General features: G+C 68.8%; 24 protein-coding genes and 1 pseudogene. 14 read left to right on the forward strand and 11 right to left on the reverse strand.

Annotated elements, in window-relative coordinates; all coding sequences use genetic code 11:
- Positions 1–2: 2 nt before the first annotated feature.
- Positions 3–1,463, reverse strand: coding sequence for a CCA tRNA nucleotidyltransferase (locus ABD260_RS12485; RefSeq protein WP_425553330.1), 1,461 nt, complete (start codon positions 1,461–1,463; stop codon positions 3–5).
- A 24-nt stretch (positions 1,464–1,487) separates the two neighbouring features.
- Between ABD260_RS12485 and ABD260_RS12490 the strand changes: the two genes are divergently transcribed.
- The 9 genes from ABD260_RS12490 to ABD260_RS12530 all read left to right on the forward strand — a co-directional run bounded on the left by ABD260_RS12490 (position 1,488) and on the right by ABD260_RS12530 (position 12,502).
- Positions 1,488–3,782, forward strand: coding sequence for a DUF6049 family protein (locus tag ABD260_RS12490; RefSeq protein ID WP_344233612.1), 2,295 nt, complete (start codon positions 1,488–1,490; stop codon positions 3,780–3,782).
- The gene (murJ, locus tag ABD260_RS12495) at positions 3,775–5,421 is read left to right on the forward strand and encodes a murein biosynthesis integral membrane protein MurJ (RefSeq protein ID WP_344233613.1); all 1,647 of its coding nucleotides are present in this window, start codon (positions 3,775–3,777) and stop codon (positions 5,419–5,421) included. Before ABD260_RS12490 ends, murJ begins: the two co-directional genes overlap by 8 nt.
- Positions 5,422–5,524: 103 nt before the next feature.
- Positions 5,525–7,177 (forward strand): protein kinase family protein, encoded by a 1,653-nt coding sequence (locus tag ABD260_RS12500; protein ID WP_344233614.1) that lies wholly within the window; start codon positions 5,525–5,527, stop codon positions 7,175–7,177.
- Entirely contained in the window at positions 7,174–7,902 is a 729-nt protein-coding gene (gene sigM / locus ABD260_RS12505) for an RNA polymerase sigma factor SigM (RefSeq protein ID WP_344233615.1), read from the forward strand. Before ABD260_RS12500 ends, sigM begins: the two co-directional genes overlap by 4 nt.
- Positions 7,903–8,020: 118 nt before the next feature.
- Complete coding sequence (locus ABD260_RS12510; protein WP_344233616.1) at positions 8,021–8,782, forward strand: hypothetical protein; 762 nt, start codon at positions 8,021–8,023, stop codon at positions 8,780–8,782.
- 132 nt (positions 8,783–8,914) lie between these two features.
- On the forward strand, positions 8,915–9,901 hold the full coding sequence (gene trxB / locus ABD260_RS12515; RefSeq protein WP_344233617.1) for a thioredoxin-disulfide reductase: 987 nt from the start codon (positions 8,915–8,917) through the stop codon (positions 9,899–9,901).
- 48 nt (positions 9,902–9,949) lie between these two features.
- The gene (gene trxA / locus ABD260_RS12520; protein ID WP_425553331.1) at positions 9,950–10,285 is read left to right on the forward strand and encodes a thioredoxin; all 336 of its coding nucleotides are present in this window, start codon (positions 9,950–9,952) and stop codon (positions 10,283–10,285) included.
- Between the two features lie 36 nt (positions 10,286–10,321).
- Positions 10,322–11,446: an N-acetylmuramoyl-L-alanine amidase gene (locus ABD260_RS12525; protein ID WP_344233619.1), complete on the forward strand. Its 1,125-nt coding sequence runs from the start codon at positions 10,322–10,324 to the stop codon at positions 11,444–11,446.
- A gap of 147 nt (positions 11,447–11,593) precedes the next feature.
- Positions 11,594–12,502 carry a DUF6528 family protein gene (locus tag ABD260_RS12530; protein WP_344233620.1) on the forward strand — a complete coding sequence of 303 codons (909 nt, stop codon included), beginning with the start codon at positions 11,594–11,596 and terminating at the stop codon, positions 12,500–12,502.
- On the opposite strand, the gene ABD260_RS12535 is transcribed toward ABD260_RS12530, so the two are convergent.
- Positions 12,493–14,637 (reverse strand): MMPL family transporter, encoded by a 2,145-nt coding sequence (locus ABD260_RS12535; protein WP_344233621.1) that lies wholly within the window; start codon positions 14,635–14,637, stop codon positions 12,493–12,495. The two genes, ABD260_RS12530 and ABD260_RS12535, sit on opposite strands and share 10 nt — an antisense overlap.
- A gap of 83 nt (positions 14,638–14,720) precedes the next feature.
- Here ABD260_RS12535 and ABD260_RS12540 point away from each other — a divergent pair, with 83 nt between their 5' ends.
- A complete protein-coding gene (locus tag ABD260_RS12540; protein ID WP_344233622.1) occupies positions 14,721–15,047 on the forward strand; it encodes a PadR family transcriptional regulator in 327 nt (108 codons plus the stop codon).
- Here ABD260_RS12540 and ABD260_RS12545 read toward each other — a convergent pair.
- The 4 genes from ABD260_RS12545 to ABD260_RS12560 all read right to left on the reverse strand — a co-directional run bounded on the left by ABD260_RS12545 (position 15,027) and on the right by ABD260_RS12560 (position 17,011).
- A complete protein-coding gene (locus tag ABD260_RS12545; RefSeq protein ID WP_344233623.1) occupies positions 15,027–15,680 on the reverse strand; it encodes a permease prefix domain 1-containing protein in 654 nt (217 codons plus the stop codon). The two genes, ABD260_RS12540 and ABD260_RS12545, sit on opposite strands and share 21 nt — an antisense overlap.
- 29 nt (positions 15,681–15,709) lie before the next feature.
- On the reverse strand, positions 15,710–16,093 hold the full coding sequence (locus ABD260_RS12550; protein WP_344233624.1) for a DUF2784 domain-containing protein: 384 nt from the start codon (positions 16,091–16,093) through the stop codon (positions 15,710–15,712).
- Between the two features lie 2 nt (positions 16,094–16,095).
- Entirely contained in the window at positions 16,096–16,749 is a 654-nt protein-coding gene (locus ABD260_RS12555) for a GNAT family N-acetyltransferase (protein WP_344233626.1), read from the reverse strand.
- 73 nt (positions 16,750–16,822) lie between these two features.
- Positions 16,823–17,011 carry a hypothetical protein gene (locus tag ABD260_RS12560; protein ID WP_344233627.1) on the reverse strand — a complete coding sequence of 63 codons (189 nt, stop codon included), beginning with the start codon at positions 17,009–17,011 and terminating at the stop codon, positions 16,823–16,825.
- 193 nt (positions 17,012–17,204) lie between these two features.
- Here ABD260_RS12560 and ABD260_RS12565 point away from each other — a divergent pair, with 193 nt between their 5' ends.
- The 4 genes from ABD260_RS12565 (at position 17,205) to ABD260_RS12580 (ending at position 20,856) form a co-directional block, all read left to right on the forward strand.
- Complete coding sequence (locus ABD260_RS12565; RefSeq protein ID WP_344233628.1) at positions 17,205–18,515, forward strand: aminotransferase-like domain-containing protein; 1,311 nt, start codon at positions 17,205–17,207, stop codon at positions 18,513–18,515.
- A 108-nt stretch (positions 18,516–18,623) separates the two neighbouring features.
- On the forward strand, positions 18,624–19,571 hold the full coding sequence (locus ABD260_RS12570) for a D-alanine--D-alanine ligase family protein (protein WP_344233629.1): 948 nt from the start codon (positions 18,624–18,626) through the stop codon (positions 19,569–19,571).
- 14 nt (positions 19,572–19,585) lie between these two features.
- Complete coding sequence (locus ABD260_RS12575) at positions 19,586–20,506, forward strand: SURF1 family protein (protein ID WP_344233630.1); 921 nt, start codon at positions 19,586–19,588, stop codon at positions 20,504–20,506.
- Positions 20,503–20,856, forward strand: coding sequence for a DUF3817 domain-containing protein (locus tag ABD260_RS12580; protein WP_344233631.1), 354 nt, complete (start codon positions 20,503–20,505; stop codon positions 20,854–20,856). The genes ABD260_RS12575 and ABD260_RS12580 overlap by 4 nt, the downstream gene beginning before the upstream one ends.
- Positions 20,857–21,040: 184 nt before the next feature.
- Here the strand turns inward: ABD260_RS12580 and ABD260_RS12585 are convergent, their stop codons facing one another.
- From ABD260_RS12585 to yidC, 5 genes and pseudogenes are all read right to left on the reverse strand, one after another.
- Positions 21,041–22,060: a ParB/RepB/Spo0J family partition protein gene (locus ABD260_RS12585; RefSeq protein ID WP_344233633.1), complete on the reverse strand. Its 1,020-nt coding sequence runs from the start codon at positions 22,058–22,060 to the stop codon at positions 21,041–21,043.
- A 136-nt stretch (positions 22,061–22,196) separates the two neighbouring features.
- Positions 22,197–23,132, reverse strand: a complete 936-nt coding sequence (locus tag ABD260_RS12590; RefSeq protein WP_344233634.1) for a ParA family protein — start codon at positions 23,130–23,132, stop codon at positions 22,197–22,199.
- Between the two features lie 617 nt (positions 23,133–23,749).
- Positions 23,750–24,421 carry a 16S rRNA (guanine(527)-N(7))-methyltransferase RsmG gene (rsmG, locus tag ABD260_RS12595; RefSeq protein WP_344233635.1) on the reverse strand — a complete coding sequence of 224 codons (672 nt, stop codon included), beginning with the start codon at positions 24,419–24,421 and terminating at the stop codon, positions 23,750–23,752.
- A 10-nt stretch (positions 24,422–24,431) separates the two neighbouring features.
- The gene (locus ABD260_RS12600; RefSeq protein ID WP_425553333.1) at positions 24,432–24,950 is read right to left on the reverse strand and encodes a Jag family protein; all 519 of its coding nucleotides are present in this window, start codon (positions 24,948–24,950) and stop codon (positions 24,432–24,434) included.
- Between the two features lie 312 nt (positions 24,951–25,262).
- Positions 25,263–26,246 (reverse strand): annotated as a pseudogene (gene yidC, locus ABD260_RS12605) (membrane protein insertase YidC); the annotation flags it as partial.

The raw sequence follows: 26,246 nt of genomic DNA on the forward strand, positions 1-26,246 counted from the left end.
CACTAGCTCCGGGCGGACCACCAGCTGAGCAGTTCCTCGCGGGCGCGCTCCTCGCCGAGCGGTCCTTGGTCGAGCCGGAGCTCCATCAGGAACTTGTACGCCTCGCCGACCTCGCGCCCCGGCGCGATACCGAGGATCTCCATGATCTGGTTGCCGTCCAGGTCGGGGCGGAGCGAGTCCAGCTCCTCCTGCTCCTGGAGCCGGGCGATCCGCTCCTCCAGGTCGTCGTACGCGGCCCGGAGCGCGTCCGCCTTGCGGCGGTTGCGGGTGGTGCAGTCGGCGCGGGTGAGGACGTGCAGGCGCTCGAGCTGGTCACCGGCGTCGCGGACGTAGCGGCGGACGGCGGAATCGGTCCACTCCCCCTCGCCGTACCCGTGGAACCGCAGGTGCAGCTCGATCAGCTTGCTGACCTGGTCGATCTGCTCGTTGCTGAACCGGAGCGCCTTCATCCGCTTCCGGGCCAGCTTCGCGCCGACCACGTCGTGGTGGTGGAACGTCACTTTCCGGTCACCCTCGAACCGCAAGGTCTTGGGTTTTCCGATGTCGTGCAGCAATGCGGCGAACCGAACGACGAAATCGGGCGTCGGAACAGAGAGACGGGACTCCAGATCGATGGCTTGATCGAGGACGGTGAGCGAATGCTGGTACACATCCTTGTGCCGGTTGTGCTCGTCCTTCGCGTCCCGGAGCGCGGGCAGCTCCGGCAGCACGTATCCGGCCAGACCGGTACCGACCAGCAGTTCCAGCCCGACCCGCGGGTGATCCGCGATCATCAGCTTCTCCAGCTCGTCGCGGACCCGCTCGGCGGACACGATCGTGATCCGGTCGGCCATCGCGGTCATCGCCGCCACCACCGCCGGGTCCGGGGTGAAGCCGAGCTGCGCCGCGAACCGGGCCGCCCGCATCATCCGCAGCGGGTCGTCGGAGAACGAGTCCTCCGGGGTACCGGGGGTGCGGATGCGCTGGTGGGCCACGTCCTCGATCCCGCCGTACGGGTCGACGAACTGCCGGGACGGGAGCCGGACCGCCATCGCGTTCATGGCGAAGTCCCGGCGGGCCAGGTCGGCCTCCAGGCTGTCTCCGTACGCGACCTCGGGTTTGCGCGACGTGGGATCGTAGGTCTCCGACCGGTACGTAGTGATTTCCAGGACCCACTCACCCTTACGACAGCCGATGGTGCCGAACGCCTTGCCGATGTCCCAGACGTGGTCCGCCCAGCCGGCCACCAGCCGCTCGATCGCGTCCGGGTGGGCTGACGTGGTGAAGTCCAGATCCTTGCTCCCCCGGCCGAGCAGAATGTCCCGGACAGGACCGCCGACCAGGGCGATCTCGTGGCCGGCGGCGGCGAAGCGGGAGCCCAGCTCGTCGACCACCGGAGCGAGTTCCAGCAACGCCTGGACGGCGCGCCGCTGGACGGCGGGCAGGGATCCGGCGGGGGCTGACTGGTCGGCAAAGGGTGACACGGGGAACTAGGTTACGGTGACGGCGTGTTCAGACGGCGACTGAGGCTCCCGGCGGTACTGGGAGCCGGCCTGTTGGTGGCTGCTTCGGCAGCGACCGTGGCGGCTCCGGCCGAGGCGGCGCCGGGTGACGACCCGGTCGTGCAGGTCTCCATCAACGGGTTCAGCCCGTCGGTGCCGAAGCCCGGTCAGCCGGTGGTGATCAAGGGCACGGTGACGAACACCAGCTCGGTGACGTTCACCGACCCGCAGGTCCTGGCCTGTATCGACCGGACCCGGCTTGCCAGCACCGCCGCCCTGGACGCGATCCCGACCGAGCAGAACATCCCGATGGACAAGCGGGACAGCTGCGGCAACCTGACCAACGACCCGCAGACCTTCAAACCGTTCGAGCGGCCGCTGGCACCGAAGGAAACGGTCGCCTTCACGCTCACGGTGCCGTGGAAGGAATGGCGGATCACCGACCACACCGGCGTGTACGTGGTCGGCGTCGGTTTCCGCGGCCAGCCGCCGAACAGCGAACGCATCGCGGCCGGCCGGACCCGGACGTTGATGCCGGTGGCCGGCAAGCAGCCGCTGACCCGGACCGTCAACACCGCCCTCGTGATCCCGTTGCTGCACCGCCCGACCCAGCTCGGCGGCAAGAACTTCGCCAACGAGTCACTGGCCAAGGACCTCGGCCCGAGCGGCTTGCTGGGCCGGTCGCTGATGCTGGGCCGGCAGCACCGGGTCACCTGGCTGGTCGACCCGGCGATGCTCGACGAGATCCGGCAGCTGGCCAAGGGCTACGTCATCGCCAGCCCGAACGGCGAGACCGCGACGGGTACGGGGCAGGCGGCCGCCGCCACCTGGCTCAAGGAGTTCGACTCGAGCCGCGCGCATGGCAACGAAGTCGTCCTGCTCCCGTACGGGGATCCGGACGTGGCCTCCCTGCTGGACACCGGGGGCCAGCTGAAGGACATGGTCCGCCAGGCGCGGACGCGCACCGAGCGGTACGACCTGGGTTCCACCGGGTTCACCAACGGGCTCTGGCTGGAGGGCGGTGCGGCCGCGAGCCGCTACCTCGGCCCCGCGTCCACCGGCTTCCCCGGCGCCACCTCCGAGGATCTGAACCTGGTCAGCAGCTCCTCGTGGCCGGCCGCCAAACGCCCGGTGCTCACCACCACCCCGGTGTACAACCTGATCACCACCCCCGAGGGCCCGGATCAAGCGGTCCGGACCGTGGTCGCGGACTCGTCGCTGACCGCGGGCGGCCCGGACGCGGACACCGTGGACACCCCGCTCCAGGTCCGGCAGCGGTTCGCCGCGGTGACCGCTCTGATCGCGGCCAGCGGCGGCGGCCAGGGCGCCTCGTCCGTCGTCGCGCTGCCGCCGCGTGGCTGGGACACCACCGGCGGCGCCACCGCCGCGCTCGCGAACAGCCTCTCGCTGCCCTGGGTGAAGGCCACCGACCTGAGCTCGGTCGCCGACGGCAATCAGCGGCCGCAGACGATGCGGACACCGGCCGCCGAGGCCACCAACGGCCTCCTGACCGACAACCAGCTGACCGGCGTCACCCGGCTGGCCAACGCGACCGGCACCATGCAGAAGCTGCTCGTCGACGAGGCCGCGCTGCCCGAGGTGATGTCGCAGGCACTGCTGCGCTCCGCCTCGGCCGGCTGGGCCGGGTACCCGGAGGAGTCCCGGCAGTTCGCCGCGATCGAGCTCGGTTCCGTCAACAAGCAGCTCGGCAGCGTACGCCTGGTGAACGCCAAGGTGGACAAGGGTCTGCGCAAGGAGATCAAGGTCAACCTGGCCGGCAGCAAGGGCACCTTCCCGCTGACCATCGCCAACGACACCGAGTGGTCCGTGCGGGTCGGCATCGTGGTCAAGCCGGTGAACCGGACCGACCTGAAGATCGAGACACCGGAGACCGTGGTCCTGCCGCCGCACGGCAAGTGGACACCCCGGATCAACGCGAGCGCCGAGCAGAACGGCCTGATCCGGGCCGACGCCCAGGTGGTGAACGCGGACGGCCAGCCGATCGGCAAGTCCCAGGAGCTGCTGATCCAGGCCAGCCAGTACGGCAGCGTCGGCTGGGTGCTGGTCGGCGCCGCCTGCGCGCTGCTGTTCGGCACGTCGTTCGTCCGCATCTACCGCCGGGTCCGCAGCGAACGCCGCAACCCGACTGCGGCGGAGACCCCCGAGGAGGCCGCGGAGCCACAGCTTCCGGGCACCGAGACCCCTGATCCCGCCCAAGGACGCTCCGAGCCGGACGGCGTCCCCGAAGCCGCGACTCCGGACGCGTCACTGAAAGAAGGAGTCGGTTCGAAGGATGGCTGACCGCACCCTGCGATCCGCGGCGGTGATGGCAGCCGGAACGGTGCTGTCCCGCCTGCTCGGATTCATCCGGATCGCCCTGCTCGCGGCCGCGATCGGTACCGCGCTCCGTGGTGACATCTTCACCGCGGCGAACACGATCCCGAACAGTCTGTACATCCTGCTGGCCGGCGGGGTCTTCAACACCGTCCTGGTCCCGCAGCTGGTGCGCGCGATCAAGAACCACGACGACGGCGGCCAGGACTTCACCAACCGGATCCTGAACTTCGGCTTCGTGGTGCTCGCGGTCGTCACGGTCGCCTGCGTACTGCTCGCGCCCGCGATCGCGGAGCTGTACCTGCCGAAGGAACTGCACGACCCGTCCCGGGTGGCCGAGAAGGCGAACCTGGTGATGTTCGTCCGGCTCTGCCTGCCCCAGATCTTCTTCTACGGCGCCTTCGTCCTGATCGGCCAGGTGCTGAACGCGCGCCGCCGGTTCGGCCCGATGATGTGGGCGCCGATCGCGAACAACATCGTCGCCTGCGCCTCGATCGTGACCTTCCTGCTGATCTACCGGGTCGGCGACAACCCGCCGACCTACAGCCACGGCGAGGAGCTGCTGCTCGGACTCGGGCACACGCTCGGCATCGCGGTGCAGTTGCTGGTCCTGCTGCCGTACCTGCGGGCCAGCGGTCACCGGTACCAGGTGAAGTTCGGCCTGCGCGGCACCGGTCTGGGACACACCGCCCGGCTGGGCCTGTGGACAGTGCTCTTCGTGGCCGTGAACCAGGTGACCCTGGTCGTCGTGACCCAGCTGGCGATCGCCGGTAGTGCCTCGGAGGATCCAGGCGCGAAGGCCGGCCTGTTCGCGTACAGCACCGCGATGCTGATCGTCTTGGTGCCGCACGGCATCGTCACCGTCTCGCTCGCGACCGCCGCGCTGCCGCAGATGTCCGCGCTGGCCGCCGAGGGTGATGTGGTCGAAGTCGCCCAGATCTCGGCCCGGTCGATCCGGCAGACGCTGGCGATCGTGGTCCCGGCGGCAGCGGCGATGATCGCGTTCGCGTACCCGATCGTGACGCTGATCGCCGGGTACGGCTCCGGCAAGAACAACCTGACGCTGATGTCGTACACGCTGATGACGCTCGCGCTCGGGATCGTGCCGTTCACCGTGCAGTACTTCCAGTTGCGCACGTTCTACGCGTTCGAGGACACCCGGACACCGTTCTTCCTGCAGTGCGTGATCGCGGGGACGAACATCGCGGCGGCGGTGATCGGGGTCCGGGTCCTGCTCAATCAGGAGGATCTCCGGTTCAGCGGCGTGGTCCTCGGCGGGGCGTACGCGCTCGCGTACCTGGTCGCCGTCCTGGTCTCCCGGCCGGTGCTGCGCCGCAAGGTGCCGCGGGTGCCCGGCTCCGGGATCGGGCTGCCGCTGCTCGCGATGGTGATCGCGGCGGTGGCCGGAGCCGGCGCCGCCCGGGTGGTGCTCTGGATTCTGAGCCTCGCCGTCAATTGGTCCGGACCGCTGGGCGCGATCGTCGAACTGGCGATCGCGGCCGCGGTGATGCTGCCGGTGTACGCCGGCATCTCCCGGGTGCTGCGGATTCACGAAGTGAACGACGTGGTGTCCATGGTCACATCGAAGCTGCCGATTGGCCGGTGATCCGGAGCGCTTGTGCGATCGTGCACCCCTTGTCTGGTCAACGGGGCACTAGCATGGGGGCTGCGATCAGGCCGTTGGCGCATCAAGGAGGGCAAGAGACACCGTGTCGAACCAGACCGTGAGTCCTGGTGCCTTGCTGGCCGGACGGTACCGGATCGCCGAGTTGCTGGCCGAGATCGACGGTGCCCGGGTCTGGCGCGCCGTCGACGAGGTGCTCAGCCGCGCAGTCGTGGTCGACGTGCTGCCGGTCGGCGATCCGCGCACCAATCTGCTCTTCGACGCCGCCCGCCGGGCCGCCGCGGCGAACGACCCGCGGTTCCTGCGGGTGCTCGACTGCGACGTCCACGACGGCGTCACGTACTGCGTCCGCGAGTGGTCCGGCGGCCGGCCGCTGGAGCGGATGCTCGGCACCGGGCCGCTGACCGGGCAGCAGGCGGGCTGGCTGGCCCGTGAGGTGTCCGAAGCCCTGGAGAACCTGCACCGCACCGGGTACGCGCACGGCGCGATCAGCCCGGCGACCGTGGTGGTCACGGACGCGGGCGCGATCAAGGTCGTCGGCGTCGCCACCGAGGCGGCGCTGCGATCGTCCGGCGCGGGTTCGCCCGAGGAGGACGTGCACTCACTCGGCGAGCTGCTGTACGCGTCGCTGACCGGCCGCTGGCCCGGTCCCGCACCGGCCTGGGGCCTGCAGCCCGCGCCGGTCGAGCACGGCCGGCTGCTGAGCCCCCGTCAGGTACGGGCCGGGGTGCCGCGCTCGCTGGACGACATCAGCGACCGGTTGCTCGGCGACCCGCCGCGGCACCACGCACCGCCGATCACCAGCGCGGCCGGCCTGTCCGCCGCGCTGTCCGGTGTCGTCGGCAGCTCGCACGAGCCGCCGAACCAGATGGACGAGACCGTCCAGGTCGCCCGGCAGAACGGCAGCATCGACGACGCGACCCAGGTCGTCCCGCCGGCCGCGCCGCCGGCGCTCGACCCGAGCCCGCAGCCGTACGACCCCCAACCGACCGGGTACCGCCCGCCGCAGCCCGCGTACAACGCCGCGGCCGAGACCGGTCCGGTCCGGCGGCAGCCACCGGCGAACGGGAACGGCAACGGCCGGCGCCGCGACGAGCCGAAGCGGAAGGGCTCCTGGGGCGGCCGGATCCTGATCCTGCTCGCCATCCTCGCGCTGCTCTCGGTGGTCGCGATGGCGCAGTTCCTGCTCAAGGGCGCGATGAACAACGACAAGAGCAGCAGCGGCAACAGTCCGAGCGCCAGCAGTGCGCCGCAGAGCAGCACCACCCCGTCGACGACCGGCGGGAAGGCGACGATCGCGAGCGCCAAGGACTTCGACCCGGACGGCGACAAGACCGAGCACCCGAAGGACGTGCCGAACACGTACGACGGCGACCCGAGCACGACCTGGACGACGATGTCGTACAGCCGTCCGAACCTCGGTGGCCTGAAGCCCGGCGTCGGCATCATCTACAACCTGGGCGCCAAGACCCCGATCTCGAGTGTCGCGGTGACGCTGAAGGGTGACGGCACCAGCCTGCAGGTGCTGATCCCGAAGGGCGACACCACCACGTCGCCGGACACGATCGACGGCTGGGCGCCGGTCGCGACCAAGGAGGACCAGCCGGAGGGTACGGTGACCCTTCCGGTCTCGGCGTCCACCGAGACGCAGTACGTGCTCGTCTGGCTGACGAAGCTGCCGAAGGACGACGGCGGCAAGTACCGGGGCACGATCTCGGAGGTCGCGATCCAGAAATGACCGTTCCCCTGGACTCGGGCAATCCGCCGGACGTCCCGCGCATCGGCGCGGGCGAGCCGGTGGCTCAGGGTGCGCACGACGCCGCGTACGGCACCGCGCCCGCCGGGCCGGCGAGTTACGACCAGCTCGACGACCACGAGCTGCTCCGGATGCATGTGGCCGGCAACCCGGACTCGTTCGGGTTCCTGGTCAAGCGGCACCGGGACCGGATGTGGGCGGTCGCGATCCGTACCCTCGGCGAGCCCGAGGAGGCGGCCGACGCGCTGCAGGAGGCGTTCATCTCGGCGTTCCGGCGGGCGGACTCGTTCCGCGGCGACGCGAAGGTGACCACCTGGCTGCACCGGATCGTGGTGAACGCCTGTCTGGACCGGATCCGGCGCCGGCAGGTCCGCGCCGCCGACCCGCTGCCCGAGGACGAGGACCGCGCCGCCGAGCTGGCCGGACCGGCCGAGGAGGACCCGGCCGAGGTCCGGGAGCGCCGGCTGGACGTGCTGAACGCGCTCAAACAGATCAACGAGGACCAGCGGGCCGCGCTCGTGCTGGTCGACATGGAGGGGTACTCCATCGAGGAAGCGGCCGCGATCCTCGACTGTGCCCCCGGCACGGTCAAGTCGCGGTGCGCCCGGGGCCGGGCCAAGCTGCTGCCGCTGCTCCGGCACTGGCAGACCACCCGCGGGTCCGGAGAACCGGGCAAAACCACGCCGGAAGCAGTGGGAACCGAATGAGTGGGTACACCGTCGAAGCGAAGTCGCCTGCCTCTGGCGACCGGATGTCAGCTGCCTTCGACCGGAGTACCCCTATGACTGCGCTGTTACGGCCTTCCCGTGCGGAGGTGAGCCCCCGATGACCGATCCCGGTCTGCCGACCAGTGAGCACCTCGAGCACCTGGACACGGACACGATCGCCGACCTGATCGAGAACCTGCTGCCCGCGACCGAGGCACACCGGGCCCGCGAGCACGTGAAGGCCTGCCCGGAGTGCCAGCAGACGTACGACGCGCTGCTCGAGCTGACCGCCGACCTCGCCGAAGAGGGCCGGGCGGACATCCCGATGCCGGCCGACGTCGCCGAGCACCTGGACGCGGTGATCGTGTCCGAGTCGGTGCTGCGCGCGTCCACGGTCGGCGTGCACTCGCTGGCCCAGCTGCGCGAGGAGCCCCGCCGGCACCTGCCGAAGCTGCTCGGCGCCGCGGCCGGCGTGGTGCTGATCGCCGCGCTCGGCGTCGGCGTGGTCTTCGCCACCAAGGACCAGGCCAATGAAGGCGCGGCCAGCACGGACCAGAACAGCCCGCCGGCCGACACCGTCACGATCAGCACGAAGGACATCGGTCCGCGTACGCAGAAGTGGCTCGAGCAGACGCCGAACGCGATCCTGCACGGTACGGCGGCCGAGCAGGCGTGCGCGCAGACCTTCGCGGCCGGGCGGCCGAATCCGACCGTCCGGCTGATCCAGCCGGCCAAGATCGACGGCACCCGGGCCACGCTGATCGGTTTGCAGGGCGGTACGCCGCGTGACATCCACATCTTCGCGGTCACCGGCTGTAGCGAACCAGGCGGCGTCGCGAGCTCCTTCTACGACACCAACGTGACGTTGCGCAGCCGTTGAGTTCGCGGGGGCTTGCCATGGGTACCGTATTTAATACATCCCCGCCCCACCGCCCCGGTCAGGGGGGAATGGACGGCCCTTAGGATCCGTTGAGTACGTCGTACCGATCTCGACTCCCCGAGGAACGCCTGCATGAGCGACTCCACAGTCCGCAACGTCATCGTCATCGGCTCCGGCCCGGCCGGCTACACGGCCGCCGTGTACGCCGCTCGCGCGGCCCTGGAGCCGCTGGTGTTCGAAGGCTCCGTGACCGCCGGTGGCGCGCTGATGAACACCACCGAGGTGGAGAACTTCCCCGGCTTCGCGCAGGGCATCATGGGTCCGGCGTTGATGGACGAGATGCGGACGCAGGCCGAGCGGTTCGGCGCCGAGCTGGTGCCGGACGACGTGATCAAGGTCGATCTGACCGGTGAGATCAAGGTCGTCACCGACTCGGCCGGCACCGAGCACCGCGCCAAGGCAGTGATCCTGGCGATGGGTTCGGGCTACCGCAAGCTCGGCCTGCCGGACGAGGACCGGATGTCCGGCCACGGCGTGTCCTGGTGCGCGACCTGCGACGGGTTCTTCTTCCGCGACCACGAGATCGCGGTCGTCGGCGGGGGCGACTCCGCCGTCGAGGAGGCCACCTTCCTGACCAAGTTCGCCAAGAAGGTGCACCTGGTGCACCGTCGCGACGAGCTGCGCGCCTCGAAGATCATGGCCGACCGCGCGTACGCGAACGACAAGATCGAGTTCCAGTGGAACTCGGCGGTCGACACCATCCACGGCGACGACAAGCTCACCCACCTGACTCTGAAGGACACGGTCACCGGTGAGACCCGGGAGCTGCCGGCCACCGGACTGTTCATCGCGATCGGGCACGACCCGCGCTCCGAGCTGGTCAAGGGCCAGGTCGAGCTGGACGCCGAGGGCTACGTGCTGGTCCGGCCGGACAGCACCGAGACCAACCTGCCGGGCGTGTTCGCGGCCGGCGACCTGGTCGACCACACCTACCGGCAGGCGATCACCGCGGCCGGCACCGGCTGCGCCGCCGCGCTGGACGCGGAGCGCTACCTGGCCACCCTGGAGGACGCGGCGACCGCCGCTGCCGCCGCGGCGACCCAGCCCGTCACCGTCTGACGCATCCCAGGCCTTCCCAGACCGAAGCTGACACCGTACGAAGGAGATATGCCCGTGGGCGAGAAGATGAACGCCGTCACCGACGCAGAGTTCACCGAGACCGTGCTGAAGAGCGACAAGCCGGTGCTGGTGGACTTCTGGGCCGAGTGGTGCGGACCGTGCCGCCAGGTTTCCCCGATCCTGGAGGAGCTGAACGCGGACCACGGCGACAAGCTGACGTTCCTGAAGATGAACGTGGACGAGAACCCGGTCACCCCGAGCAACTACAAGGTCACCGGTATCCCTACCATCAACGTCTATGTGAACGGTGAGCTGGCCAAGTCCATCGTCGGCGCCAAGCCGAAGGCTGCCTTGCTGAAGGAGCTGGCCGACTTCACCGGCTGAGAACCGTCCGCTAGACCCGCAAGGAGCAAAGGCCTGATGGAATCCCCGCACGGCGTGTACCGAATCGGCGACCGCGGTGAAGCGGTCGCCGAGATCGTCGGCAAGCTGCAGCGGCTCGGGCTGCTGACCGGCGGTCACGACGTCTACGACGAAGCGACCGCACACGCTGTCCGGGGGTTCCAGCAACAACGTGGGCTGATGATCGACGGGATCGTCGGCCCGCAGACGTACCGCGCCATCGACGACGCGCGCTGGCGGCTCGGCGACCGGCTGCTCACGTACGTGCCGTCGCACCCGCTGTCCGGTGACGACGTGCTGGCGCTGCAGGCGAAGCTGCAGGAGCTCGGCTTCGCGGTTGCCCGGGTGGACGGGATCTTCGCCGCCGACACCCAGCGCGCGGTCACCGAGTTCCAGCGCAACATGGGCCTGCCGGCCGACGGGACCTGTGGCCCCTCGACCTTCAAGGCACTGCAGCGGATCCGGCCGATGGCGACCGGCGGCCGTCCGGACGCGCTCCGGGCTCGCGAAGCCGTCCGCGCCGCCGGGCCGCGACTGTCCGGCAAGACCGTGGTGATCGACCCCGGCCACGGCGGTTTCGACCACGGCTGGGAGGGCTACGGCCTGCGCGAGTCCGACATCGCGTACGACCTCGCCTCCCGGATCGAGGGCCGCTTGGGCGCCACCGGCGTACGGGCGTACTTGTCCCGCGGCCGTGATCAAGGTCCGGACGAACTGTCCCGCGCCGCCTTCGCGAACGAGACCGACGCGAACTTGTGCGTCTCCCTGCACACCGACGGCTCGATGAACCCGGACGCGCAGGGCGTCGCCACGTACTTCTACGGCAACGACCTGCACGGCGCCACCTCGAGCGTCGGCGAGCAGTTCGCCGGCCTGGTGCAGCGCGAGATCGTCGCTCGTACGGACCTGCTGGACTGCCGGACGCACGCGAAGACCTGGGATCTGCTCCGCCGGACGAAGATGCCCGCGGTCCGGCTGGAGATCGGCTATGTCACCAACCCGCACGACTCGGCCCGGCTCGCGGACCCGGCGTTCCGGGACGTGGTCGCGGAGTCGATCGTGGTGGCGATCCAGCGCGTGTACCTGCCGCCGGAGCAGGACGCGGCCACCGGAATGCTCCGGCTGGGCCAGCTGACTGTGTAGTTATTCCTTCCCAAATAGTTAATAATTTTCATATCTGGCCAGGCTTCTGGAAAATTACTACCCTAGGTGGCACCTGCCAACCTGGGAGTAGCGATGATCCGCCTCTTCAGCAGCATCGGCCTTCTGGCCGCTCTCTTGACTCCTACGATGCAACTGCCCGCCGGCGCGGCCGCCCACCTCGCCGCCGACGGGGACCTGATCGCCGTCACCGATCAGAATTACGACAATCTGCCGGCCGCCCGGATCCGGGTGATGGACCCGGTCGTCTACGACTGGAACACCGCGGCCGCCCAGACCTGGAGCTGGTCGCCGACCTCGGCGAACGGATTCAGTGACCTGACCTCGGCCTGGGGGCTGCCCAGTGACGCGAAGCTCCGGCTCAAGTCCGGGTCTTCGGTGGCCTTGGTGGCCGACTCACGTGGCCTGGCCGCGTTGATCAGCTACCCGGCCGGGCAACGGATCTGGGGCGTCAATGTTGGCGCGGCCAACAACCCGCACAGCGTCGAGATGCTGCCCAACGGCAACGTCGCCGTCGCGGCGAGCGCCGGCGGTTTCATCCGGCTGTACGCGGCTTCGCAAGGCTCGAGTACAGCCACCTACGCAAGCTATCCGCTGCCGGACGCGCACGGGGTGCAGTGGGACCCGACCAACAAGGTGCTGTGGGCGCTGGGCGGCGATCAGCTGGTGCCGCTGACCGTCGGCGGCACCGCGGCGGCTCCGACCCTGTCCGGTGGGAACCCGATCACCTTGCCGACCGCCGGCGGCCACGACCTGACGCCGGTCCTGACGAACTCTGACCGGCTGTGGGTCTCGACCGGTTCGAAGGTGTACCAGGTCAGCAAGTCGAGCCGTACGGTCGTCGCGACGTACGACCAGGCCGGCATCAAGAGCATCAGCAGCAAGGCGAACGGCCAGGAGGTCCGTACCAGCCCGAAGTCCGGGTGCCGGACCACCTGGTGCACCGACACCGTCAGCTTCGCGGCACCGGCCGCGACGCGGACCTTGACCGGAGCACAGATCTACAAGGCCCGCGTCTGGAGCTCACGCTACGAGTGATCCTCGAGCCTGATCCTCGGCAGGATGCGGTTGAGGCCGCGCGGCAGCCACCAGGCACGGTCGCCGAACAACCGCATCACTGCCGGGACGATCACGCACCGGATCAGCAGCGCGTCGATCAGCACGGCGGTCGCCAGGCCGAGGCCGAACTGCTTCAGCATCCGGTCCGGGCTGAGCAGGAACGCGCCGAACACCACGATCATGATCGCGGCCGCCGCGGTGATCACGGTGCCGGTGGTGGCCAGTCCCTCGCGGACAGCGGCCCGCGCGTCGTTCGTACGCCGCCACTCCTCGTGAATCCGGGACACCAGGAACACCTCGTAGTCCATCGACAGGCCGAACACGATCGCGAAGATCATCACCGGGACGAACGCCTCGATCGGCCCGGCCTGCGCTCCGAACCAGCCCTGCTGGAACACCAGCGTGATCGCGCCGAGCGAGGCACCAATGCTGAGCAGGTTGAGCGCGGCTGCTTTCAGCGGGATCAGGATCGAGCGGAACACCGCCATCAGCAACAGGGCTGACAAGCCGACCACGACGAGCACGAAGATCGGCAGCCGATTGCTGACCGCGCCAGCGAAGTCGTCGGCCGCCGCGGTGGCGCCACCGACCAGGTACGTCGCCTTGGTTTGCGTCTCCAACTTCGGCAGCGTGTCGTCACGGAGCCGCTGCACGAGGTCACTCGTCGCCGCGTCCTGCGGAGCCGACTTCGGGAACGCCAGCACGGTGGCGAACTTGCCGTCCGGGAGTACCTGCGGCGGCGTGACCGCGGCGATGTCCGGGTCCGCGCCGAGGGTCTTGCCGAGTTCTTGCGCCGCCACCTGATCGCCCTGCGACACCACGACGAGCGGCCCGTTGAACCCCGGCCCGAACCCTTCGGCCAGCAGGTCGTACGCCTTCCGGCTGGTCTTGGCCGGCGCATCCGTCCCGGCGTCGGCGAACCCGAGCCGCATGTTCAATGCCGGCAAGGACAGTGCGATCAGCGCGACCACCCCGAGTACGAGCGGAATCAGCGGACGGCGCTGCACCATCGCGGCCAGCTTCCGCCAGCCGTCGCCCGGCGTCCGGTGGCGCTTCGCGGCGTGCTTGCGGACACTCCGCTCGATCCGCTTGCCGAACAAGGTCAGCAACGCGGGCAGCAGGGTGACGGCGGCAAGCATCGTGGTCAGTACGGTCAGCGTGACGCCGAGCGCGACGCCTTGCAGTGCACCAAGTCCCAATGCCAGCAGGCCGAGCAGGGCGATCACGACCGTACAGCCGGCGAACATCACCGAACGGCCGGCGGTGTCCAGTGCGATGGTCGCCGCCGACGTACGGTCCGCACCGTCCTTGAGCAGCTCATGCCGGTAGCGCGAGAAGATCAGCAACGCGTAGTCGATGCCGACGCCGAGACCGACGAGCATCATCACCGGCGCGGTGTACTCCGGCACCGTGAACAAGTGCGAGGCCAGGATCAGCAGGCCGAGCGTACTACCGACCGCGAACACGGCCGTCAGCAGCGGAAGTGTTGCCGCGAGCAACGATCCGAACAGGAACACCAGAATCACCAGCGCGGCAAGGATTCCGATGCCCTCGGACGCACCGCCCGAACTGTCCGCGGCACTCCGGGCCAGATCACCACCGACCTCGACCTGGAATCCCGGCTGCGCGAAGCCCTGCGCCTTGTGGATGATCGCCCGGACGTCGTCGATCGGCATCTCCGCCTGCGACACGTCGAGCGCGACAGTCGAGTAAGCGGTTTGCCGATTTGTCGACAAAGAGCCAGGCGCGGTGAACGGGTCCGCGACCGAGGCGACATGCGGAAGCCCGCGAACAGCGGCCAGCATGGACGCGACCCTGGACTTGTCCGCATCGAGTCCGCCGTCGGCGCGGACCACGATCTGCACCGAAGCGGTGTCGCCCTTCGGCTGATGCGCGCGGAAAATGTCCGTCACCCGCTGCGAGTCCGTGCCGGGCAGCGAGGTGTCGTTCTTGTACCGGTCGCCGATCAGCGTCGATGCGACGGTCACGGCGGCCAGTGCGACCACCCAGAGCACCAGCGCCAGTACGGCGTGCCGCCTGGCCCAGCCGGACACCCGGTGCAGCAAACCGGGCCGGGTCGTTCGGGGCGGTTGTACGGGTGCGTCCACGGCCATCTCAGGGCCTCCTCACAGCTTCATAAGTAGAGTGGCTACATGTTGCCTCTCGACATTAGCAGCCATATGGGTAGACTGGCTACATGAAGGCGGATGCGCTGCGTGGACACCTCGACCCGATGATCCTGGCGGTCGTCGAGCCCGAGCCGCTGCACGGCTACGCGATCATGGAGGCGCTGCTGGCACGCAGCGGCGGCGAGCTCGACCTACCGACCGGCACGCTGTATCCGGCGCTGCGGCGGCTGGAGCGGGCCGGCTATCTGGCCAGCGAGTGGAGCACGGTGGGCGGGCGGAAGCGCCGGACCTATCAGCTCACCAGTGCCGGGGCGAAGATGCTCGCCGCGGGCAAGCAGGAGTGGCTGACGTTCCGTTCGGTGGTGGAAGGCGTACTACGCCCGGGCGAGGCGTAGGCAGCGCTTCGCCTGCAGGCTGACGAAGGTCAGCGGCAGCACGACGAACGTGCCCACCACCGCGTACGCGAGCAGCCCGCGATCTTGCAGGCTGGTGGAGGCCATCGCGACCCCGATGGCGGCGATCAGCGCGGAGCCGGCCAGCGTGAAGAGCGCGGTGACCCGGCTCAGGTGCTCGCGAACGAGCGGGTAGCGGACTCCGACGCCGGTGCCGATGACGGCCAGCACCGCGCCGGCGATCACGACGCCGCCGACGTCGCGGACCAGAACCTGCAGGAAGTCGTTCAAAGCGCTCGTCTGCTCGGGTTCGTGGGTCCAGATCCAGGCGCCGCCCTGCCAGACGATCGGCTGGATCAGCAGCGCCATCAGCAGCATCATCGCGGTCCGGCGGCTCTGGGTGATCGCCAGCTCGGCGCGATAGCCGGGTACGACCTCGGAAAGCTCCCCGAAGTCGGCGACGGCTTCCTGCTCCGCGTCGTACCGCTGGAGGCCGCCTGCCTCGAGGGCCTCGGTCGCGTCGGTCAGGTGGTCGCGGGCCTCGGCCAGCAGATCCGCCTTCCGGCGCCGCGGGCCGCTGAGCTGCCCGCTCAATGCGGCCAGGTAGACGTCGACCGGCGTGCTGATACTGGACACCCCTCCAGTATGCGGATCCGCGCCCAGGCTCACGTCCGGGGTCCCACTGACTCGCCCCTGACCTTGGACCGGCGGACGATCACGAAGCCCGCATACGCGATCACCACCAGTACGAAGGCGACCAGCTCAACTGTTGCCGTCTTCCCTTCCGGCCAGAGCCGCCCGTCGAGATAGTGCTCGATGTAGCCGCCCGAGTACGGGGTCTCGCCGCCCAGCCGGCGGAAGTACTTCTCGGTCGCCGTCACCGGGCAGCCGAAGTCGACCAGCACGATCACGATGTTCCACACCACGATCGTCAGGTGCACCCAGATCAGCTTCGGCCAGCGCCAGGCGAGGAAGCCGCCGATGACGAAGAACAGCAGCAAGGCGCCGTGCACGACCATGACCACGTCGGCCAGCAGGCGCCACGCCATCACTACTCCGGGCCCGACCTCAGCGCGTCCCGGACCGTCACCGGCGCGTGCGACGGCTTCTCCGGGCGGATCGCGCCCATCAGCCGCTCGACCGCCGCCTCCATCTCGCTCCGCCAGGTGATCGCCGAGCGCAGATCGAGCCGGAGCCGCGGGTTCCGCGGATGCTCACGGACAACCCCGAAGCCGACCGCTCGCAGGAACTCGGTCGGCCACACGCAGCCCGGGCCGTCCCAGCGCGAGTCCCCGAACGCTTCCATGGCCCGGAAACCACGCTTGAGTACGTCCTTGGCGACCGCCTGCACGAGGATCTTGCCCAGGCCGAGACCGAGGTACCGCGGCTGAATCCGCCCGGTCGCGAGTACCACCGCGTCCGGACTGACCGGCGCGGTCGGAAACGCCTGAATCCGGGGCAGGTACTTCGCCGGCGCGTAGATCACGAACCCGGCCGGGTCGTCGTCGATGGAGAGCACGAAGCCCGCCGGTCCCCAGTCGAGCAGCAGCTGGGAAAGCCAGGCTTCCTTCTCCAGGCCGGTGTCCCCGTTGCGTACGGCCTGCCGCGCGGCGACCGGATCGAGCTCCCAGAAGGCACAGTCACGGCACGGCACCGGAAGCTCACCGAGATTGGCGAGCGTCAGCGGTTCGAGCCGTCGGGCCATCAGCGTGTCCGCTCAGCGGAGCTTTGCCGCCCGGTGCCTGTTAGCTTCGTCACGGTACGTGTTGCCTTTGGCATCAGGTGACGGCCGGCTCGGGGACCGGCGTCGGAGTCCGGGCGTCCGGTGTCCGCGTCGCCTCCGGAGCGACGTACCGCTGCTGGACCTTCGTGCTGGACTGACGCCGGAACAACTCAGCGGCGAACCCCGCCAGTACACCCAGCAACAAGCCACCGAGCGTCCAGCCGGCTGTCTTGCCCACGCTCATCCCGATCCTGCCTTCCAGCTCAGCCTCTCAGGCCGCACCGTTGCCCCGGCTGTCTCAACAGCCAGATTCCGGCATGGTCGAACCTGCCCCTATAAGGCATGGTAGTGAGAGGTCGCGCCGATCCACAGCCCAGACCCGGGTCTCTCGACGTAACCTGGTGACTTCCCCCTCGATCACCGTTGGAGTGGCCCTCGTGAGTGCTGACGTGCCCGATGTCCGGCAGACCCGTCTCGACAACTACGTCGAGGCGTACGCAGCCCGGACCAAGGGCATGACCGCATCGGAGATCAGGGCCCTGTTCTCGGTCGCGAGCCGGCCCGAGGTGGTCTCGCTCGCCGGCGGCATGCCGAACATCGGCGGCCTGCCGCTGGACGTGGTCGGCAGCGCGGTCCGCGATCTGGTGATCGAGAACGGCGCCACCGCGATGCAGTACGGCTCCGGTCAGGGCGACCCGACGCTGCGCGACCAGATCTGCGACATCATGCGGCTGGAGGGCATCGAGGCCCATCCGGACGATGTCGTCGTCACGGTCGGCAGCCAGCAGGCGGTCGACCTGGTCACGCGGGTGTTCTGCGATCCGGGCGACGTGGTGATCTGCGAAGCACCTTCGTACGTGGGCGCGCTCGGCGTCTTCCGGGCGTACCAGTGCGAGGTCGTGCATGTGGCGATGGACGACCACGGTGTCGTACCGGAGGCGCTGGAGCAGGCGATCGCCGCGGTCCGCGCGGCCGGGAAGCGGATCAAGTTCTTCTACACGATCCCCAACTTCCACAACCCCGCCGGTGTCTCGCTGTCGGACGAGCGGCGGGCGCGGGTGCTGGAGATCTGTCAGCGGGCGCAGTTGCTGATCCTCGAGGACAACCCGTACGGGCTGCTCGGGTTCGACGGTGAACCGCAGCGGGCGTTGCGGGCGGCGGATCGTGAGGGTGTCATCTACCTCGGTTCGTTCTCGAAGACGTTCGCGCCCGGGTTCCGGGTCGGTTGGGCAGTCGCGCCACACGCCGTACGCGAGAAACTCGTGCTGGCACAGGAGTCCGCGACCTTGTGCCCACCGATCTTCAGCCAGTTGGCGATCTCGTCGTACCTGGTCCGGCACGACTGGCTGGGTCAGGTGAAGCAGTTCCGCGAGATGTACCGCGAGCGCCGGGACGCGATGCTGGTGGCGCTCGCGGAGAAGATGCCGGCGGCAACGACCTGGACGAAGCCGGGTGGCGGGTTCTATGTCTGGCTGACGCTGCCGGACGGGCTGGACGCGAAGGCGATGCTGCCCCGCGCGGTCACCGCCCGGGTCGCGTACGTGCCCGGGACCGCCTTCTTCTCGGACGGTTTCGGGTCGCAGTGCATGCGGCTCTCGTACTGTCATCCGACGCCGGAGCGGATCACCGAAGGGGTCGGCCGGCTCGCCGCGGTGATCAACGAAGAGCTGGAACTGCGCGAGACCTTCGGTTCGGTACCGCCGGGCGCGGGCCGCGACTACGACGCCCCGGGGCCAGAGCTCAGTTAAGGGTTGCCGGGTGCCGGTGGGTCCTTGACGTATTAGCGGTACCGTTCCAGTGGGCCTCGGGACCGGCGCCCGTGCCGGAGTCGCCCACGAGTGATCGGGATATTTGTGATGAGTGATCTGGGTCGAGTGCTGGTACTGGCCGGCGGACTGTCGCACGAGCGGGACGTCTCGCTCCGGTCCGGCCGGCGGGTCGCGGACGCCCTGCGCAGCGTCGGCGTCGAGGTCGAGCAGCGGGACGTCGACGCGAGCCTGGTCGAGCGGCTGCGCGAAGATCCGCCGGACGCGGTCTTTCCGGTCCTGCACGGCGTCACCGGTGAGGACGGTGCCTTGCGCCAGGTCCTCGACCTGTACGGCGTTCCGTACGTCGGGGCCGACGCGGCCGCTTGCCGCACCGCCTTCGACAAGCCGGTCGCGGCGACCGTGGTCGGGGCTGCCGGGCTGCACACGCCGGCGTCGGTCGTGCTCGGGCACGACACGTTCCGCGAGCTGGGTGCGGCGTCGTTGATGGAGGCTGTCGTTCAGCAGATCGGGCTGCCACTGGTGGTGAAGCCGGCGCGCGGCGGTTCGGCGCTCGGCGCTTCGATCGTGCGGTCGGCCGAGGAGCTGCCGTCGGCGATGGTGAACTGCTACGCGTACGGTCCGGTGGCGCTGATCGAGCAGTACATCGACGGGACCGAGGTCGCCGTGACGGTGATCGACACCGGCGATGGACCGCGGGCGCTGCCCGCGGTGGAGATTCGGCCGGACTCGGGCTTCTACGACTACGAAGCGCGGTACACGGCCGGGGCGACGCAGTTTGTCGTACCCGCGCGGCTGGAACCGGAGGTCGCGGGAGCGTGCGCCGCTGCGGCCGTGCAGGCACATCTGGCCCTGGGGCTGCGCGATCTGTCCCGGTCCGACCTCGTCGTCGACGCGGCCGGGGTGCCGTGGTTCCTCGAGGTGAACGTGGCGCCGGGGATGACCGAGACGTCGCTGGTTCCCTTGGCTGCCGAGGCGGCCGGAGTTGAGCTCGGCGTACTCTGTCGCGACCTGCTTGCCACTGCCGCGGCCCGCTGAACCGAGAGGTCTTGATGTCCGACACCCGCGACCTGGCGTCTGACAGTCAGCCGGATCGTCCGCTGTGGCGGACTGTGCTGACACCGCGGTGGACTGGATTGCTGGCGTTGGCGCTGGCGATCGCCGCGGTGATGTCGGTGCTGGGCGTGTGGCAATTGGACGTGTATCACTCGAAGACTGCTACCGCGACGGCGAAGCGCGCGGAGGGTGCGCCGGTGTCGTTGCAGTCGCTCTTCTCGATCGATGAGGGGTTGCCGTCCAAGGCCGTCGGTCGCCGCGTGACGGTCGAAGGGACCTGGGGGCCGGCGTCGGATCAGGTGCTGATCGCGAACCGCTCACAGGGCGGCAGAGAGGGTTTCTGGGTCGCTTCTCCGGTCAAGCTGGACGCCAACGGCGCGGTGATGGTCGTACGCGGCTGGGTGGCCTCGGTTTCCGACCCGGCCGTGAAGGCTCCGACTGGGACTGTGCGGCTGACCGGTGCGGTAGTTGCCTCGGAGGCCGAGGACTCGTCCGGTGATGCGGCCAAAGGGCGGGTGCTGTCGTCGCTGCGGATTCCGACCATCGTGCACATGGTGAAGTACCGGCTGTACGACGCGTTCGTGGTGGAGACCGCGTTGGATGCGGGCGTCGTTCCGGCGCCGGCCCCGGAGGCTGTGACCCCGCCTCCCCCGCCGGTTGATCACGCCGGGCTGCGGAACGTCGCGTACGCCTTCCAGTGGTGGATTTTCGCGGCCTTCACGTTGTGGATGTGGGGGCGGATGGTGCTCGATGCGCACCGCTCCCGCGGCGAGTCCGATGATCCGGATGAGGCGGACGCCGATGGCTCGGGTGGCCCTGGCGGGACCGGTGCGTTGGATGCTGCCGACGGGCCGGGTGACTTCGGGGCCGACCAGGCCGGTGCGCGTGTGGAGTCAAGCGGTACCGTTTCTGCGTGACCTCCTCTGCCGATCCCGCCACCTCCGCCGGCTCACGGCCCCTCACCCCGGCTGTTCGCGGTGCGCTGCTGCGCTACCGCGTGATCGCGTACATCGTCGGTGTGATGCTCCTGCTGCTGGTGTTCCTCGCGATGCCGCTCAAGTACTTCGCCGACAGCCCCGGCGCGATGGACATCATCGGTCCGCTGCACGGGTTCCTGTACATGGTGTATCTGCTCGGCACCTTCGATCTGTTCCGCCGGGTGCGCTGGTCGTTCCCGCGGCTCGTACTGATGGCGCTGGCCGGGACGATTCCGTTCTTGTCGTTCTACGCCGAGCGGAAGACGTCGCACGAGCTTCTCGGTCGCTGATCAGCTAGCTGGCGGTCTGCGTCAGAACAATAGGGCACCGTTTCACGTGAAACGGTGCCCTATTAGTTTCTATGTAGTTTTGTCGACAAATCGCCGTGGTGATGAATCGCATACTTCGTGGTTCGAACTAGCTCTGTGAGAGCGATCCTCAGCGAGTTTGCGAGCTCACCGTCGGAGCGGATTTTCAGTCGCCGGAGACCCGATTCGGGTCCATCAGGGTGACGATTCGCTCCAAGTCGTCGATCGAGGCGAACTCGACGGTGATCTTGCCCTTGGTCTTGCCGAGGTCGACCTTGACCCGGGTCTCGAACCGATCCGACAGCCGGTCGGCCAGATCGACGAGCCGTGGTGCCACTGGCTTGTTCCGCTTCCGCTGCACAGGAGCGTCCTCGGCGTTCATGTCGCCGAGGGCAACGATCTCCTCGACCGTACGCACCGACATGCCCTCGGCAACGATCCGCTGCGCTAGCCGCTCGATCGCGTCACCACTCGGCAGCCCGAGCAGGGCGCGGGCGTGACCCGCGGACAGTACGCCGGCCGCCACTCGCCGCTGCACCGACGCCGGCAACTTCAGCAGTCGCAGCGTGTTGGAGATCTGCGGGCGCGAACGGCCGATCCGGGTCGCGAGGACTTCCTGGGTACAGCCGAAGTCGTCGAGCATCTGCTGGTACGCGGCTGCTTCCTCGAGCGGGTTCAGCTGGCTGCGGTGCAGGTTCTCCAGCAGCGCGTCCCGGAGCATGTCGTCGTCCGAGGTCTCTCGGACAATGGCCGGGATCGTGGTGAGACCGGCTGCCTGGGTCGCCCGCCAGCGCCGCTCGCCCATCACCAGTTCGTACTTGCCGTCGTCCAGCTTCCGGACGACGATCGGCTGCAGCAGCCCGATCTCCTTGACCGAGTGGACGAGCTCGTCCATCGCGTCCTCGTCGAAGACCGTTCGCGGCTGCTTCGGGTTCGGAGTGATCTTCTCGACGTCGATCTCCGCGAACGAGGCACCCGGCACCGCGGCCAGCTCCGGTCCGGTCGATCCGCCCGCGGCGGGCGTGGTCTGATCCCCCGCGGTCCCATCCCCCGCGTCGCCGTCCGCCGGCTTCGGCACCGGCGGCGCGCCGGGGATCGAGCTCGACTTGCTGCCGAGGGTGGTCGTGCCGGGCGCCGGCGAGCTGGGAATCAGCGCACCAAGTCCACGTCCGAGTCGGGTGTTCATCGCGCTCCCTCGAGATCGACAACCTGCTGAGCTACTGCTGCCTGCCACCGTCTAGTCACTGTCCAGCCACCTAGTCACTGTCCAGCCACTGCCTTGCCACGTTTCACGTGAAACGGTGCCATACCGAACCGACAGATCAGGCGTTGTTCCGCATCGCGATCTCGCGAGACGCTTCCAGGTACGAGAGCGCGCCGGCCGATGCGGGGTCGTACGCCAGCACGGTCTGCCCGTGACTCGGCGCTTCGGAGATCCGCACCGAGCGCGGCACGGCGGTCCGGAGCACGGCGTCCTTGAAGTGGCCGCGTACTTCCGCCGCTACCTCGCCGGCCAGCTTCGTGCGGGCGTCGTACATCGTCAGCAGGATGGTGGAGACGTCCAGCCCGGGGTTCAGGTGCGACTTCACCATGTCGATGTGGCGGAGCAGTTGGGAGAGGCCCTCCAGCGCGTAGTACTCGCTCTGGATCGGGACCAGCACCTCGCGCGCGGCGGTCAGCGCGTTCACCGTCAGCAGGCCGAGCGACGGCGGGCAGTCGATGAAGACGTAGTCGTACTTCTCCCCCGCCGCTTCCGTCTCGGTCAGGTAGGCCTCGAGCACACTCTTCAGCCGGCTCTCACGGGCCACCAGGCTGACGAGCTCGATCTCGGCGCCGGCCAGATCGATCGTCGCCGGGATCACCTGGATGCCGGGGTGCTCCGCGCACGGCTGGATCAGCTTGCTCAGCGGCTCGCCCTCGATGACGGCCTCGTACACACCCGGCGTCCCTTCGGCATGATCGATGCCGAGCGCCGTCGATGCGTTCCCCTGCGGGTCGAGGTCGATCACCAGGATCTTGGCGCCGTACAGCGCGAGTCCGGCCGCCACGTTGACCGTCGTGGTGGTCTTGCCGACGCCACCCTTCTGGTTCGCGACGACGAAGACTCGGGTCTGGTCGGGCAGCGGGAACTCGCGGCCCATCGTGCGTCCTTCATTCACCAGCAGGGTCCGTTCGGTCGCGGCGGCGATCGGAGTCTCGAGGAGTCGTCGCTGAAGCTCGTCCGACGTGGCCCGCGCGGCGATCTGTGCGGCAGTCATAGCGCCCATTCCAATAGGTGCGGGACTTGGCCCGAAGAGGATGTCTGTAGGGGTCGGAGCGGGTCTGCCCCCAGCTCCATCCACAGGCTTCTGTGGATGAATTCCCGGGTAAACCGGCAGTTTCATGCGGTGGTCATCCACAGGCGGTGGAGACTCGGAAAAGTCCGGATCGGCATCCCCCAGTGGTGCCTGACCGGGCTCGGAACCATCATCCCGCATGTCGGGTGTTTCACGTGAAACGGCGGCTCCTGTTTCACGTGAAACGGCGGTCGGGTCGATCACGGCCGGACCGTCGAGGCCGGCGGCGGCTGCGGCCCGCAGGCCGGAGGTGTCGATCGGGGGCACCGAGACAGCGGGCCGCTCGATGGGTGCAGCCACCTCGACCGGCGGAGCCTCCTCGGCGGGGGTGTTCTGCGTAGAGGGGTTCGGCGTAGAGGGGTTCGGCGCAGAGGGGTTCGGCGCAGAGGGGTTCGGGGCGGGGGTTGGGTTGGGAGTCGCGTCCGGAGTGACCACACGGACCGCAGAGTCCGATTCGGTCGGCCAGCCGATGCCTGGTTCCGGCCTCGGCTCACCGGTGCTCTTCTCGGGCCATCCGAGGGCACGACTCACCAACCCGCTCACCTCCCGCGTCTTCCGTGCCGGGATCCCCCTGCAGCACGTCCGGCCACAATACTCACCACAGTCGTGGGCTGGGCCAGTTCCTCGCCGCCGAGTTCGTGAATATGCCAAAGCTCTGCGCCGAGCTTCGTCAGTTCACGTTCCGAGGCGTCCACTTCCTCCTCCGCGGACGACCCTTTCATCGCCAGCATCAGTCCGCCCTCGACACAGAGCGGCAGGCACCACCGGGCCAGTTTGCCCAACGGAGCGACCGCCCGGGAAGTCACCACGTCGTACGACGCCGGCGGAAGATCCTCCGCTCGGGCCCGGACGACGGCCGCGTTGTCCAGCTCCAGTACGTCGACTGCTTCTTCGAGGAAGGTGGTCCGCCGGAGCAACGGTTCGACCAGCGACACCTGGAGGTCGGGCCGGACGATGGCCAATACGATCCCGGGCAGCCCGGCGCCCGTACCGACATCGGCGACCGTCGCATCCTCGGGAACGAGCCGCTCGACGACCGCACAGTTCAGTAGGTGGCGATCCCAGAGCCGTGGCACCTCTCGCGGGCCGATCAGTCCGCGCAGGGTGCCTTCGGTGGCGAGCAGGTCGGCGTACGCCGAAAGCCGGACCGCCGCCCGTGGAAACAGCTTGTCCACGAGCGGCGGTGTTTCACGTGAAACGTCCTCGTTCATCGCGCCGCGATCACGGCTGTACCACCACGCGCCGACGGGGCTCCTCGCCCTCGGACTCGGACGTGAGCCCGGCCGCGGCGACGACGTCGTGGACGACCTTGCGCTCGAACGGCGTCATCGGGTCCAGCCGCACCGGCGTACCGGTCGCCTTCGCCTCGTCGACCGCCTTCCGGCCGACCTCTTCCAGCTCGGCCTTCCGGTTCGCCCGGTAGTTCGACACGTCCAGCATCAGCCGGGACCGCTCACCGGTCTCCCGGTACACGGCCAGCCGGGTCAGCTCCTGGAGCGCCTCCAGCACCTTGCCGTTCTCGCCGACCAAGTTGTTCAGCTCGGCACCGACGATCGAGACCGCGGCGCGGTCCCCGTCGATGTCCATGTCGATGTCACCGTCGAGATCGGCGATGTCGAGCAGCTCTTCCAAGTAGTCCGCCGCGATGTCGCTCTCCGCCTCGAGCGCCTTCAGGCGGTCGTCGGCACCGCCGTTGCTACCGGCGGACTGCTCCGCCTCGTTCTGCACGCCGTCGGTCACGGCCACTCCTTCACAATGTCGAGATCCGCCCCACGGGGACCAGGTTCGTCAAGCAAGAACAGGGAAGCGGTCAGCGCCTCAGCGCGAACCACCGGACCGCTTCTGCGCCGCCTTCTTCTGCGCGGCCGACTTCGCCGCGGGCTGGCGCTTCGCTCCGGAACCCTTCTTGCCGGCCGGCTGGCGCTTGGCGCCACCGGCCTGAGTCTTCTTGGGCGTGTCCTGACCCTGCGGCGCGTCCTGCGGAGCGCTCGCGGTGCTCTGCCCGTTGTCCGAGGCCGTCGAGCCGGAAGTGGCCGCCGAACCGCCACCACCGCGCCGGTCGCTGCGGGACTGCCGCTTCGGCTGCTGGCGCTGGGCCGGCCGGCGGTCGGTGTCGGTCATCGTGTCGGTGTCGGCGCCGGCCGTACCCGGCACGCCCTCGTCGGCGGGCTTGCCGTGGCGGACGTTGTGGTGCCGCTTCCGCTCCTGCATCGCGTCGTACGCGGGCGTACCCGGAGCCGGGTTGCGGCGGATCACGTAGAACTGCTGGCCCATCGTCCACAGGTTCGAGACGAACCAGTAGATGAGGACACCGATCGGGAAGTTGAAACCACCGATGAGGAAGAAGATCGGGAAGACGTACAGCATGATCTTCTGCATCTGCGCCGCCTGGCCGGTCAGCGCTTCCTTCGGCATGTTCTTCCGCATCAGCTGCAGCTGAGTGGTGAACATCGTCGCCGTCATCAGGATGATCAGCACGATCGCGACGACCTTGACGTTGCCGGAGCCGGCACCGCTGGCCTTCAGGAAGGTCTGCGAGATCTCCGCACCGAAGATCTTCGCGTGCTGCAGCGAGTTGACGTACGGCTTCATGATCTCGCTGTGCCACTGGCCCTTGGCCGCGTAGTCGAGCACCCGGAACAGCGCCAGGAAGATCGGCGACTGCAGCAGCAGCGGCAGGCACGAGGAGAACGGGTTGGTACCGGTCTCCTTGTACAGCTTCATCATTTCCTGACCGAGCTTCTCCCGGTCATGGCCGTACTTCTTCTGCAGCTCCTTCATCTTCGGCTGCAGCAGCTGCATGTTCCGGCTGGAGCGGATCTGCCGGACGAACAGCGGGATCAGGATAGTCCGGATCACGATCGTCAGGCCGGCGATCGACAACGCCCAGGCCCAGCCGCCGTTCGGGTCGAGCACCTGGCCGAGCAGCCAGTGCCACCCGACCAGCAGTGCCGACACGGCCCAGTACAGCGGCGTCATGACTGTGTTGAACAGGTCTACGATCCCGTCCCACACCGCGAGCCCGGGGATGGCCAG

It is taken from the genome of Kribbella hippodromi, from assembly GCF_039531045.1.
Taxonomy (GTDB): domain Bacteria; phylum Actinomycetota; class Actinomycetes; order Propionibacteriales; family Kribbellaceae; genus Kribbella; species Kribbella hippodromi.